This window comes from Rhodocytophaga aerolata, from assembly GCF_030503435.1.
GTDB lineage: Bacteria > Bacteroidota > Bacteroidia > Cytophagales > 172606-1 > Rhodocytophaga > Rhodocytophaga aerolata.
The window spans coordinates 25,983-40,014 of the sequence record NZ_JAUKPO010000006.1 but is presented as its reverse complement, the minus strand read 5'-3'; the positions used below and the strand labels follow the sequence as shown (position 1 = coordinate 40,014).

General features: G+C 42.1%; 8 protein-coding genes. 3 read left to right on the top strand and 5 right to left on the bottom strand.

The genetic code is table 11. From position 1 onward, the window contains the following. Window positions 1-73: 73 nt before the first annotated feature. From Q0590_RS12370 to sov, 3 genes are all read left to right on the top strand, one after another. Window positions 74-2,401: an NADP-dependent malic enzyme gene (locus Q0590_RS12370; RefSeq protein WP_302037857.1), complete on the top strand. Its 2,328-nt coding sequence runs from the start codon at window positions 74-76 to the stop codon at window positions 2,399-2,401. A 30-nt stretch (window positions 2,402-2,431) separates the two neighbouring features. After that, entirely contained in the window at window positions 2,432-3,025 is a 594-nt protein-coding gene (gene ruvA, locus Q0590_RS12365; protein ID WP_302037856.1) for a Holliday junction branch migration protein RuvA, read from the top strand. 91 nt (window positions 3,026-3,116) lie between these two features. After that, entirely contained in the window at window positions 3,117-10,373 is a 7,257-nt protein-coding gene (gene sov / locus Q0590_RS12360; protein ID WP_302037855.1) for a T9SS outer membrane translocon Sov/SprA, read from the top strand. A gap of 61 nt (window positions 10,374-10,434) precedes the next feature. Here the strand turns inward: sov and Q0590_RS12355 are convergent, their stop codons facing one another. The 5 genes from Q0590_RS12355 to aroQ form a co-directional block, all read right to left on the bottom strand. After that, a complete protein-coding gene (locus tag Q0590_RS12355) occupies window positions 10,435-11,145 on the bottom strand; it encodes a tRNA1(Val) (adenine(37)-N6)-methyltransferase (protein ID WP_302037854.1) in 711 nt (236 codons plus the stop codon). Between the two features lie 74 nt (window positions 11,146-11,219). Continuing rightward, on the bottom strand, window positions 11,220-11,687 hold the full coding sequence (gene rnhA / locus Q0590_RS12350) for a ribonuclease HI (RefSeq protein ID WP_302037853.1): 468 nt from the start codon (window positions 11,685-11,687) through the stop codon (window positions 11,220-11,222). Further along, entirely contained in the window at window positions 11,684-12,250 is a 567-nt protein-coding gene (locus Q0590_RS12345) for a MarC family protein (RefSeq protein ID WP_302037852.1), read from the bottom strand. The genes rnhA and Q0590_RS12345 overlap by 4 nt, the downstream gene beginning before the upstream one ends. Before the next feature lie 77 nt (window positions 12,251-12,327). Next, entirely contained in the window at window positions 12,328-13,392 is a 1,065-nt protein-coding gene (locus Q0590_RS12340) for an aminotransferase class V-fold PLP-dependent enzyme (protein WP_302037851.1), read from the bottom strand. Between the two features lie 36 nt (window positions 13,393-13,428). After that, a complete protein-coding gene (aroQ, locus tag Q0590_RS12335) occupies window positions 13,429-13,854 on the bottom strand; it encodes a type II 3-dehydroquinate dehydratase (protein ID WP_302037850.1) in 426 nt (141 codons plus the stop codon). Window positions 13,855-14,032 lie beyond the last annotated feature (178 nt).

Sequence of the window (14,032 nt, the reverse complement as noted above, 5' to 3'; positions counted from 1 at the left end):
AAATAGTAAAGATATATTTTTATAAGGTATGCACCGTTAGAGTTCATTGACCTCATACCTTTTTCAATTTTTTATGGCCATCAAAATCAGAAAAGAAGACGCTTTACAATACCATGCCCAGGGTAAGCCAGGCAAAATAGAGGTAGTGCCTACTAAAATGCTAAGTTCGCAATTAGATTTGGCACTTGCTTACTCCCCTGGCGTAGCTGAGCCATGTAAGGCCATAGCCAGCAACTACGAGGATGTATATAAATACACGGCGAAAGGAAATCTGGTGGGCGTAATTTCTAATGGAACGGCTGTGCTAGGCTTAGGAAATATTGGCCCTGATGCATCTAAACCAGTGATGGAAGGCAAAGGCGTACTGTTTAAAAAATTTGCTGGTATAGATGTATTTGATATAGAAATCAATTGCACAGATCCGCATGAATTTATTAAAATAGTAAAATCCCTGGAGCCTACCTTTGGAGGTATAAACCTGGAAGACATAAAAGCACCGGAATGCTTTCTGATTGAGCAGGAGTTAAAAAAGCAGATGAATATTCCGCTGATGCACGATGACCAACACGGAACAGCTATTATTTCCTCGGCTGCACTACTGAATGCTATTGAACTGGTAGGTAAAAATATTGCTGATATCACCCTGGTGATGAATGGTGCCGGCGCTGCCGCTATTGCCTGTACAAAATTATATATGGCATTGGGGGTAAAAAAAGAGAATATCATTATGAACGATATTCATGGGATACTCCGGTCTGACCGGGCTGACCTGGATGATATCCGCAGAGAATTTGCTACTGATAAGCCTGTATACAACCTGGAAGAAGCCTTAACAGGAGCCGACGTATTTGTCGGGTTATCGGCTGCCAATGTAATTACCCAGGAGCATCTGAAGAAGATGGCACCTAACCCCATTGTATTTGCTCTTGCAAATCCTGACCCGGAAATAGCCTATGAGGTAGCCATGGCCTCCAGGAATGATATAATTATGGCTACCGGACGTTCAGATCATCCCAATCAAGTAAACAATGTACTGGGCTTTCCTTATATATTCAGAGGGGCATTGGATGTACGGGCAACAGAAATTAATGAGGCTATGAAACTGGCAGCCGTACATGCCATAGCCAATCTTGCCAAAGACCCGGTACCCGAAATGGTGAACAAAGCCTATGAAAATAATGCTTTGGTATTCGGTAGAGAATACCTGATACCCAAACCTTTAGATCCACGATTAATCACCACTATTTCACCTGCAGTAGCCAAAGCTGCTATGGATTCGGGTGTAGCACGTAGGGCTATCCCCGATTGGGAGCAATACCATTTAGAACTGGAACGCAGGGTAGGTATAGATCAGAAACTGATGACCCGGATCATCGGCCGGGCCCGTCAAAATCCACAAAGGGTTGTATTTGCAGAAGCAGATAATTATAAAATATTAAAGGCTGCCCAGATATTGCAAGATGAAAATATTGCCATACCTATTCTTTTAGGTAACCGCGCAATAATTAAACAAATTATACGGGATAATTACCTGGAATTGCATGAGTGTGAAATAATTGATATTTACGAAGAGACAGAAAGGTTGGAAAGATACGGTAACCTTCTTTACGATAAACGTAAACGTAAAGGAATTACTGCCTTCGAAGGGAAGAAGATGATGCTAGACAGGAATTACTTTGGTGCCATGATGGTGGAAACCGGTGAAGCGGATGCACTAATTTCTGGTCTGACGAAAGATTACGCCAAAACCATTAAACCTGCCTTGCAAGTAATAGGAGTGGCCGACAATGTAAACCGGGTAGCAGGTATGTATGTAATCATCAATAACAAACAACCTTATTTCTTCTCCGATACTACTGTAAACGATAACCCAACAGCGGATGAACTGGTTGATATTATTGGCCTTACCGCAGACAAAGTACAATTCTTTGACGTAGAGCCCCGGATTGCTATCCTTTCTTATTCAAACTTTGGATCTAACAAAGGAGAGCTTCCCGATAAAATGATTGCCGCCACCCAGAAAGCCAAAAACAAATATCCACACTTAGTAATTGATGGGGAAATGCAGGCAAATATTGCTTTGAACCCAAAAATGCTGCAAGAGAACTATCCTTTTAGTGAACTGGCCGAAACAGGAGCAAATACCTTAATATTTCCTGATTTAGCTTCAGGAAATATTGCCTACAAACTTGTGCAGGAAATTGGAGGTGCAGAAGCCATTGGCCCAATTCTGATGGGAATGCGTAAGCCTGTGCATGTCCTGCAACTAGGTAGTTCTATCCGGGAAATTATAAACATGGTAGCTATTGCCGTAGTTGAAGCACAAACAAGCAAAACCATTACCCAGGAAAATACATCCGTACGTACGGTTAACCATATGGAACCTACCGCTAGTTTTTAATTAGAATATATACTATTGCATTTTATATAAATGATCGCCTACATAGACGGAAAGTTAGCTTATAAAGATCCTACATTTGTCATCATTGATGTAGCAGGAGTTGGCTATCACATAAAAATTTCTTTACAAACCTATAGTGCCCTCAAAGAAGGGGAGAGATGCCGTTTGCAGACGTATTTGCATATAAAGGAAGATGCACACACATTATATGGTTTTGTAGAAAACGCCGAAAAAAGACTGTTTCTGGAATTAATCAGTGTATCAGGTATCGGTCCCAATACAGCCTTAATGATGCTTTCTTCTTTGTCTTATGCGGAGATTCAGCAAGCCATTGTTTCAGAAGATTTACGCACCATCCAGAGTATAAAAGGCATTGGAACCAAAACTGCGCAACGTGTAATCCTGGAACTGAAAGATAAAATAAAGAAAGGCATGTTTGCCGGAGAAGCGCCCAATTTCCCTTCTCCCACAAACAATACAATACGCAACGAAGCGTTATCAGCTTTGGTAACATTAGGTATACCTAAGAATGTGGCGGAGAAAAGCATCGATACTATATTAAAACAGGAAGGCAATCAGCTGTCAATAGAGCAACTCATAAAAAAGGCGCTCAAACCAAGTTAAGACCACACAAAAACCTGCATACCTGAATGTTGTAGGCCGCACCTATCCTAAACGAGCATAAGATCGAAGTTAAACTATTTTTATACTACCATTGCCCAAGCTCACATTTTACATATGGTTTCCGGCAGGAATTTTATTTTCCCTGGTTACACTGCTGTCTTTTGCCGAAGCACATACAAGCACCCGTATGTACGTTCAGCAAGTGCCTACCACTGTACCTTCCGATTCCACTAAAAAAGATTCATTGCCCAATATACCTCGGGAGCGGAAAGCAAGTTTCTTTTCACGCGACAGATATGGCGACCCTTTTTCTAACCGTTTATTGTCTTCTCCTCTTCAACTGAGCAACCCTAAAAGCATTCAGTTGCAAACAGAAGCAGATTCTAGCGGCAATGTTACCATATACGAGAAAATTGGCGATTTAGATTACCGCCCGGCAAATTCCATGACTTTTGACCAATTTTCCCAGTACCAGGACCGGCGGATGGCCAGAGATTACTGGCAAAGCAAAACAGCTGCTGCGGATGGCAAAAGTGAAGTTACGGCAAGAGGACTTATTCCTAAAATATATATCAGCCCTATTTTCGACCGTATATTTGGCGGCAACTACATAGATTTTAAAACCAATGGCTTTGTTAATTTAGATTTTGCCGGAAGGTTTCAAAAAGTAGCTAATCCCAACATCCCTGTACGCCAGCAAAGCGTGCCTCTATTTGACTTTGATCAGCAGGTAAGTTTGAATGCCATAGGACAAGTGGGTGAGAAGATGAAAGTAATGGCCAATTTCGATACCAAAGCTAGCTTTCAGTATGAGCAAAATTTAAAACTAGACTATACAGGTTTTGAAGAAGATATTATTCAGAAGATAGAAGCAGGGAATGTGAGTATGCCCGTGAACAGCACATTGATTACAGGGGCACAAAATTTATTTGGTTTGAAAACCCAGCTTCGTTTTGGCAGACTAAGCGTCACTGGTGTTGCCGCTAACCAAAGAGCTAGCATCGACCGGGTAGGAGTGCAAGGAGGGGTGCAAACCCGCCGATTTGAATTGAAAGTAAGTGAGTATGAAGATAATCGCCATTTCTTCCTATCCCAATTCTTCCGGGATAATTATGAGCGCGCTTTGCGGACTATCCCCACTATTACTTCAGGGGTAATGATTACCAGGATGGAAGTATATGTAACTAACCGCAATAACAATACGCAAACGCTGCGTAATACAGTAGCCTTGCTAGATTTAGCCGAAACACGTGAAAATGTATACAGACCAGATTTTCCGGTAATTGGTACTCCTCAGACCAGAGGACCGGCTTCCAATGAAGCAAATGGTTTATTTAGCAATGTTATAACAATTCCAAACATACGCCAGGTTGATAACGCAGGCAGTGGTCTTGAAAGTAGAGGATTGGTTAGAGGTACAGATTTTGAACTGCTGCGATCTGCCCGGCGACTGGCTGAAACAGAATACAATTTTCATTCACAACTTGGGTATATCTCTCTAAATACGCCCTTACGGAACGATGAAATTCTGGCTGTTGCCTATGAATATACATACCAAGGCAGAAAGTATAAAGTAGGTGAGTTGATGGAAGATTATCAGGCACGCAATGAAGATGAAGTAATTGTACTAAAGCTGCTTCGTCCTTCTACAGTTCGGATAGATTTGCCTACCTGGGATCTGATGATGAAAAACGTCTACTCACTGGGAAACGGGCAAATTAACAAGCAAGGCTTCCAGCTAAGAGTAATTTATAAAGACGACGTTACCGGTATTGATAACCCAAGTCTGCAGGAAGGAGCCCGCACCAAAGATATACCATTGGTGCAGGTATTAAAGTTAGACCAGTTGAATCCGCAAGGTGATCCGCAAATAGATGGAAATTTTGATTTCATTGAAGGCATTACGGTTGATAGCCGGTATGGACGTATCATATTTCCTGTGCTCGAACCATTTGGAAGCCATTTGCAAACATATTTTAATCCTGCAACCGAAGGAAACCTTATCAGTAAATATGTATTTCCTACGCTCTATCAGTCTACCAAACAAGAAGCCCAGCAAATAGCCGACAAAAATAAATTCTTTATTAAAGGCAGTTTTCAGTCTTCCGCTTCCAATGAATTTATGCTTCCCGCAATTAATGCAGACGAAAACTCGGTAATTGTTACTGCCGGAGGAGTGCCCTTAGTAAACGGGCAAGATTACATTGTAGAGGGCCAACGGGTGCGTATCGTGAATGAAAGTATATTAAATTCCGGAAGGCCGATAGATATTCAGTTTGAAAAGAATGATCTTTTTAATAACCAGACCCGCTTTTTGGTAGGAGCCAGAGCAGAATACGAAGTGTCTAAAGATTTTATTTTAGGTTCTACATTTATGAACTTAAAGGAAAGACCTTTACTACGCCGTGTTGGCTTGGGTAACGAACCTACCAATAATTCCATTTTCGGCCTGGATGCCAACTTCCGGAAAGAGTCTCGTATTCTCACAGCCTTATTAGATAAACTGCCGCTAATTCAAACCAAAGAACCTTCTACCATCAATATCAGTGGCGAATATGCACGTTTATCTCCGGGAGTGGCTCCACTTGCCCAGAACAACTCTTTTATAGATGACTTTGAGAATGCCGAATTACCCTTCGATCTGGGCCGCACCCCTCATCAGACCTGGGCTCTAGGCTCTACACCCAGGCTATTTCCTGAATATAATTCTACCAACCGGAACAATGCTTACCGGCGGGCTAAGTTAGCCTGGTATACGGTCGATCCGATTTTCTATAGAAGAGGCGGGCCTAATTTCCCTGGCAATATTACAGAAGCAGATATGACCAATCATTATATCCGGAAGGTAAACCCTCAGGAAATATTCAGGAACCGGGCTGCTTTTATTGCTCAACTGAATGAATCAATTTTTGACCTGGCGTATTTTCCCGAAGAAAGAGGGCTATATAACTATAATCCGGACCTGAATACAGATGGCACCTTAAAAAATCCAACAGGAAACTATGGAGCTATTTCCAGAGCCATGACTAATGATATTGATTTTGATAATGCTAATATCCAATACATTGAATTCTGGATGATGGACCCCTTTATACAAGGAGAACGCGGTAGAGTGTTGGATGGAAAATATAACTATGATGGCAGCCAGCGGAGAGGAGGCGATTTATTTATTAACTTAGGCAGCATCTCTGAAGATATTATGCGAGACAGCCGCCACGCCTTTGAAAATGGATTGCCGGTAGAAGATACCCCAGCCCCAGGAAGAACAGAAATAGCAGAAAATCAGTGGGGACGCGTAACCACTAAACAATTCCTGAACAATGCGTTCGAAAATACAGCCGGCAGCCGCGCCCGCCAGGATATTGGTTTAGACGGATTAAATAGCAGCACTGAAGCAACATATTTTGGGGATTACCTCAACCAAATACCTGCTGGAGCCAGACAGCAGATTGCCAATGACCCTTCCGGCGATGATTTTCAATATTTCCTAGATCCTCAGTTCGACTCTCAGGATGCAAAGGTACTAGAGCGTTACAGGAAGTTTAATGGGATGGAGGGTAATTCTCCGGAAGCTGATAATTCTGAACTGATCCGTTCGGCCACTACACTTCCCAACAATGAGGACCTAAACAAAGACAATACTATTTCTGACCTGGAAGAATATTACCAGTATAGAATAAGTATCCGTCGGCAAGATATGGAAGTAGGCAGGAACAATATTGTAGATAGAGTTACAACTAAAGTGGATGGAGAAGATGTAAACTGGTACTTATTCCGCATACCTATCCGGGAAGGATACGAAAAAGTAGGTAACATCAACGGCTTTAAATCCATCCGGTTTATGCGGATGGTGTTAACAAACTTTGCCGAGCCTACCGTATTACGTATGGCACAATACCAGTTAGTATCTAACCAATGGCGGCAGTACGAAGAAAGTATGTTCGACAGAGGCATACAGCAGCCCATTGAACGGTATGATGCCAAGTTTACTTTGTCTACGGTGAATATTGAAGAGAATGGCCTTGGCACTTCTACTACCTCCCCATATGTAATACCTCCGGGCATGCCACGCGATCAGGATATTACTACCTTGAATAACCGCCAGCTCAATGAGCAATCGTTAAAAATGTGTGTAGAAGACCTGAGAGACCGGGATTCCAGAGCGGCTTTCAAAAATGTTACCCTGGACCTGATTAACTACAAACGCCTGAAAATGTTCTTGCATGCTGAAACTGCTGAACAGAATACACGGTCGGGAGAAATATCCGCTTTCTTGCGCTTAGGAACAGATTACTCAGAGAACTATTACGAGATAGAAGTGCCTCTGACAATAAGCCAGCCTAGCAATGCTGACCCGGCCGAGGTATGGCCAGCAGAAAATGAGATAGATGTCGCTTTTGAAGACCTGATAAATGTAAAAGCTAGCCGTAATGTGCAGAATAAAAGCTTAGTAATTCCTTATGCAGAAACGATAGGCCGCTACACCATCCGGGTTATAGGTAACCCCGACTTAAGTGCTGTACAGACGCTAATGATTGGGGTGCGCAATCCTGCTTCACCAGACCAAAGTCCTAAAACGGTATGTATCTGGGCCAACGAATTACGCTCGAATGGATTTGACCAGGAAGCAGGCTGGGCGGCTACTGGCCGGATAAGTGCTAAATTGGCTGATTTTGCTACTGTTACTGCTTCCATAAAACACATGACCTATGGCTTTGGAAGTATCCAGCAAAAGATTTCAGAACGTGCCCGCGAAAATACAACCTTATGGGATGTTAGTTCCAACGTTAACCTGGATAAACTGCTTCCTTCTTCTTTCGGCTTGAAAATCCCCATGTTTGTAAGTTATGAACGGCAGAATGTAAAACCCCGCTTTAACCCCTTAGATCCGGATATGCGGCTGGATGTAGCTTTAGATAATTTACGGGATGACAGAGGGCAAACCAGAAGTTCGTACCGCAGACTGGTGGAAGATAACATTACGCGTAGAAGTATAAACTTTACGAATGTACAAAAGGTAAAACTCAATCCGGAAGCTAAAACCCATTTTTACGACATTGAGAATTTATCGTTTACCTATGCCTATAGTGACATTCAGCAATCCAATATTCTGACCGAGCAGTATCTGCAGAAGAACTACCGTACCGGGTTGGCTTACAACTACACAAGTGATGCTAAGCCAATAGAACCCTTTAAAAAACTAACCTTTTTAAGTTCACCGTATTTGAAATGGTTGCAAGAGTTTAACTTCAGCCTTACACCCAAAAGTGTGACCGTGCGCGGCGACTTAGACAGAAGTTTTACTAAGACTCAGCTACGCAGTGCCGACCTCACAACCATTGGTATACTGCCCATGTACGAAAAGTCTTTCCTGTTCAACCGCCTGTATGATGTAAAATGGAACCTGACCCGTAGTCTTGTATTAGATTATTCCGCCACTGCTAACTCAGTAATTGATGAACCAACCGGTGAAATAAATGAAGATGAACTCCGGCCCGGCTTTACCAAAAGAGATTCTGTACTAGCCAATTTGAAACGCCTGGGACGGATGAAGAACTTCAGCCAGCGGGTTACGGCCACCTACCAGATTCCTCTGGATAAATTCCCGCTTACTGACTTTTTGAATGCCAATATACGGTACAGTGCCGGGTACAATTGGCAGGCAGCTTCACAGGCAGCATATGATATAACCTTACAAGAATACCAGGCCGACAGTTCACTGGTAAGAAACTTCTTTGGTAATACTATTCAGAACAACCGCCAGCGGGAAATACAAGGCCGTATTGATCTTACACGTTTATATAACAAGGTGAAGTTTTTGAAAAACATTAACACGCCGCCACCTGCTAAACCCAACACACCTCCAGGGCAACCGCAAAAGCAGCAGACTCAGGCGGTACAGGATACAGTAAAAAGGCCGCCAGAGCTTCGGGCTTTAAAAAGTGTGGTGCGTATGCTAATGACCGCCCGGACAATTAATATACAATATGGCATTGAAGAAAGCACTGTTTTACCTGGCTTCCTAGGCAACCCACGTTTCTTTGGTTTAGATAGTACATTTACTTATCCTGGCTATGGTTTTATACTTGGCAGCCAAGATGCATCTGTCCGCAAAACACTTGCTGAGCAAGGCCTCTTATCCAGAAGCCCGGATCTCAATGAGCAGTTCAGCCAGAACTTTACAGAAAACCTGAATATACGCACAGCGTTAGAACCTTTCCGTGATTTTAAGATACAGCTGGATGCTAAACGCCTGAAAACAATAGATTATAATGAATTCTACAGAGCACAAGTAGACGAAGACACATTAACCGGAATCAGGACACCTATACTAGACGCATTCGGAAATCCTGTGTATGGTAGCCAGAATCCGGTACTGATGGGAAATTATAGCATTTCTATCTTATCTATCAAAACAGCTTTCCAGAATGACAATAGCTTAAATGAATCTCCGGTATTCAGTAATTTTTCTAAATATCGAGAAACTATTATGAACCGGTTGGCTACTATGAACCAGGCGGAAGGTTCGTATAGTGATAAATCGCAGGATGTGGTAATTCCGGCATTTATTGCGGCCTACACTGGCAAAGATCCAAAAAAAATGAAATTATCTCAGTTTCCGGCTATTCCGCTGCCTAACTGGCGGGTAGACTACGCTGGCTTATCGCGTTTGGAACTGTTAAAGAACTTTTTCTCTTCTGTTAACCTGACGCATAGTTACACATCTAACTATACGGTGCGGAACTTCACTTCCTCTCTGGAATATGAAGAAGGAGTAGTAAGTATGAATAATGGCAAAATTAATGAGCAGTTACCCAGCCTGAAAAGTGACTCCGGAACGTATGTCCCGGTATATGTAATTGATCAGGTAACGATTACAGAAAGGTTTGCTCCGTTAATTGGAATTAACGTACGTACACAAAATAAAATTACGGCCCGTGTGGAATACAACCAGGAGCGGAACATACTGCTGCAGTTATCTAACATCCAGGTAACAGAAATTCAGAATAAAGATTTAGTGATTGGGTTAGGATTTACCCGCAATAATACCCGCCTGCCTTTCAAAGTGAATGGAAAAAATACAGTGCTAAAAAATGACCTGAACTTCCGGTGCGACTTTACCTTGAGAAGTGGCAGAACCATACAACGCAGCATAGAAGAAGGCAGTACGGTAACAGCAGGTAATTTAGGGATACAATTTAAACCTGCGATTACCTACACTGTTAACCAAAGACTTAACCTGCAAATGTACTTTGACAGAAATATTAATGATCCCAGAATATCTTCTTCATTCAAAAGGTCTAATACCAACTTTGGTGTTCAACTCCGCTACAGTTTAAGCCAGTAAACTCACCGGATAGAAAATACACAAAGGGCTTACTGGTTTTAAAACTAGTAAGCCCTTTGTATTACATATACAAATAGTAGGGTTGCAATAAGGAAACAAAATCTGGTGTATAGGTGCCTTCAAGGGTTTTTATATACAACGTTCTTTCTACACAAGGCTGTGGATTAAAGGCAAAAGAGGTAATAATGCGTAGTTGCCGCCCTTTGTATTTTTCCAGAATGTGTAGCTTCTCATACGGATAAAGATTTACTTCTTCAGCCGCCGCTTCCAGCAAATTGGTTTCGTGCACCGGCAGCATTACTATGAAGGAGCCTTCTTTCTCTAACAAATAAGAAGTAATAATAGCTAATTCTGATAATTGAAGAGATTCGCTATGCAGGGCTACATTTTGAGAAAACTCTTTTCGTTTGAGATGGTTCGAAAAAAAGGGAGGATTAGAAATTACTACATCGTACTTTTTCCGGCAACGCACACTGTACGCTTGTATACTGCTGCTATGAACTCTGATACGGTCGGCAAAAGGGCTATCCGCTACATTTTCTGTGGCTTGTTCAGCAGCAGCCTTGTCTATTTCTACGGCATCTATCTGGGCCTGGCTGCGTTGCGCAACCATTAAAGCCAGCAGTCCGGTACCTGTGCCAATATCCAGTATTTGTTTAGCCTGGGCTACCCGGACATAAGCTCCCAGAATACAGGAATCTGTACAAACTTTCATGGCTGTTTTATCCTGCTGTATGCGGAATTGCTTAAACTGAAAGTAGGAATTAGACATGAGGAAAACGTTGATTATATACCTCCGTTACGTACGTTTAGAATGTAAAAATGATTGTTGCACCACCTGTATTTTTATAGCTCTGTTGTATCTGCTCCTGCCTCATAGCCACTATCTATTAACAAATTTGGGCCAGCCGCACTTTGCACAGCTAGCTGGTCGCAACGTTCGTTTTCTATATTTCCGGCATGCCCTTTTACCCAGATAAACTTCACCTGATGCTGGTTAAATATATTTAAAAACCTGCGCCAAAGATCCGGGTTTTTTACTTTGGCAAACCCTTTTTTCTGCCAGCCCCACAACCAGCGTTTCTCAATCGCATCTACCACATACTTAGAGTCAGAATAAATTACCACCTGATGCCCGGTCCCTTTTAAGGCTTCTAATCCTGCAATTACAGCTAGTAGTTCCATCCGGTTATTGGTCGTTTTGCGGTACCCAGCGGTTAATTCTTTTCTATGCTGATTGTATTTTAGTACAACTCCATACCCACCCGGACCAGGATTTCCTTTGGAAGCACCATCGGTATACATTGTGATCATAAGCCCAGATTCGTTTTAAATAATTTAATGGCAATAGCAATCAGAATAATGCCAAATACTTTCCGTAATAAATTTGCACCGGCATTTCCCAATTTACTTTCAATCCATTCCGAGGACTTCAGCACAATATAAACAAACACTAGGTTTAGGGTAATACCTACCAGTATGTTAGGCGTGGTATATTCTGCCCGGAGGGAAATAATGGTGGTCATGGTGCCGGCTCCGGCAATCAGAGGAAAAGCTAAAGGAACAATAGAGGTAGTACCAGCATTTGTATCCTCTACAAAAATGTTAATACCCAGCGTCATTTCCATCCCAATCAGAAAGATGATAATGGCTCCGGCAATGGCAAACGACGCTACATCTACCCCAAAAAGTTTTAAAATAGATTCACCTAAATACAGAAAGCCAAACATAAGTACGCCCGCAGCAATAGTCGCTTTTTCGGACTCAATGCGCCCGGCTTTTTTGCGTAGCTCAATTATTATCGGAATGGAGCCAATAATGTCTATCACCGAAAATAGAATAAGAGAAACCGATAGTATTTGTTTCAGGCTAAACATAGGCAATCCACTGGTTGATTAATAGTTAAAGGTGTTCCCGGCAAAAGTATGGAAAGTATAGCTGTCTGACCTACTACTTACTCTATCTGCCTGTTGAGGAAAGCTTGCAGCGTGTGTATTTCTTCGGTTGTAATAGCCGGGAAGTTGGCAATCCGGAAAGTGTTCTGCTTCCAGGCTCCATAGCCATTTCCCAGGGTTATTCCTTCCTGTTTCGCTTTTTCCTTTAGTTGCCCGATCAGTACCGGATCAGCTTGTATGGTTATAACCGTATCTGACCGCACGCCAGGGTTTCCTACCAGTGGCTTCATGTCTTCTCTTCCATGAAAAAAGGTGTACCAGTCTGCTGCTTGTTGTTTTATCCGATTACTGAGCATGCCAATTTCATCTACATTTTCCATTACACGCATCAACAGATAAATGCTGAGCACATTAGGTGTATAATGCGTCTGGTATCTCTCTATGTTTTCCTGAATAAACAGCAGGCTATTGTAATGATCATTCTCCCCGAGTTGACGGGCACGTTTTAAGGCCCGGGGTGAACAGACGAGCAGCCCTAGTCCGGCAGGCAATCCTAAGCATTTCTGCACGGAAGCGAACCAGATATCTGCCAGCGTAAAATCCAGGGTAATTCCGCCTAATGAAGAGGTAGCATCTACGGCGATCAATTTATCGGAATAGCCTTTAGAAAAATTAGCTAACGTAGTATTGTTTACTTGTGTCCCATTAGATGTTTCGTTTTGAGTAAAGCACAGAATCTCTGCCTCTGAAGGAATATATACGGCATCAGCTTGCAATTCTTCATTTAGGCCAAACGCGTAGCCCTCAGATTTAGAGCGCAGCTTAGCCGAATATTCCCGCCATTTTGCTCCAAAAGCCCCATTGTACAGATGATAACTATGTTTCTCTACCAGCGACTGGGCTATAATTTCCCAGCTTTCAGTAGCGGAAGATACGTACATCACCGAATAATCTGCCGGAATATGCAGTTTCTCTTTCAGTAGCTCAATACTTCTCTGGCATACATCCATAAACACAGCACTCCGATGGTTTACACTTAATATACCTTGTGTATAAGCATCCTGCATGTAGTGAGCCACTTGCGGATATACTTTAGATGGACCGGGATAAAAGGTAATAGCCATAGAATGATGAGTAATAATTGGTGAAGAAAAAATACGTTATTTCGGCTGGTTCAAAAAATATTCTATGGCCAGGCGGTAACCTTCCATTCCTAACCCACAAATAACACCCTTACAACGGCTACTCAGGTAACTGTGATGGCGGAAACTTTCGCGGGCATAAATATTGGAGATATGTACTTCCATCACCGGAGAAGTAATGGCTGATATGGCATCTGCCAGTGCAATAGAAGTATGTGTATAGCCACCGGCATTCAGAATAATGCCATCTACTGAAAAGCCTTCCTGATGCAACTTATTAATAAGTTCACCTTCTATATTGGATTGGAAATAAGCTAAGTCTACATCCGGATACCTGGTTTTCAACTTTTCCAGATAATTTTCGAATGATTCGCTTCCGTATATACTTTTTTCCCGTACACCTAGCAGATTCAGATTAGGGCCATTAATAATAAGTAATTTCATCCGGTATGGTTGGTTATGTAGTGGCAGGCAAAGTTAACCAAAGCCCTTTCTTATCACAACAGAGTTTAAAAAAGCTTTATCAATTAGCTAAGTTGTTACTTTTCAAGCCATTTAATTTCAACTGATTTTTAGTTGTTCATGACTCTGCTATGAAGAAAGCTCTATCTTTACTAAACAA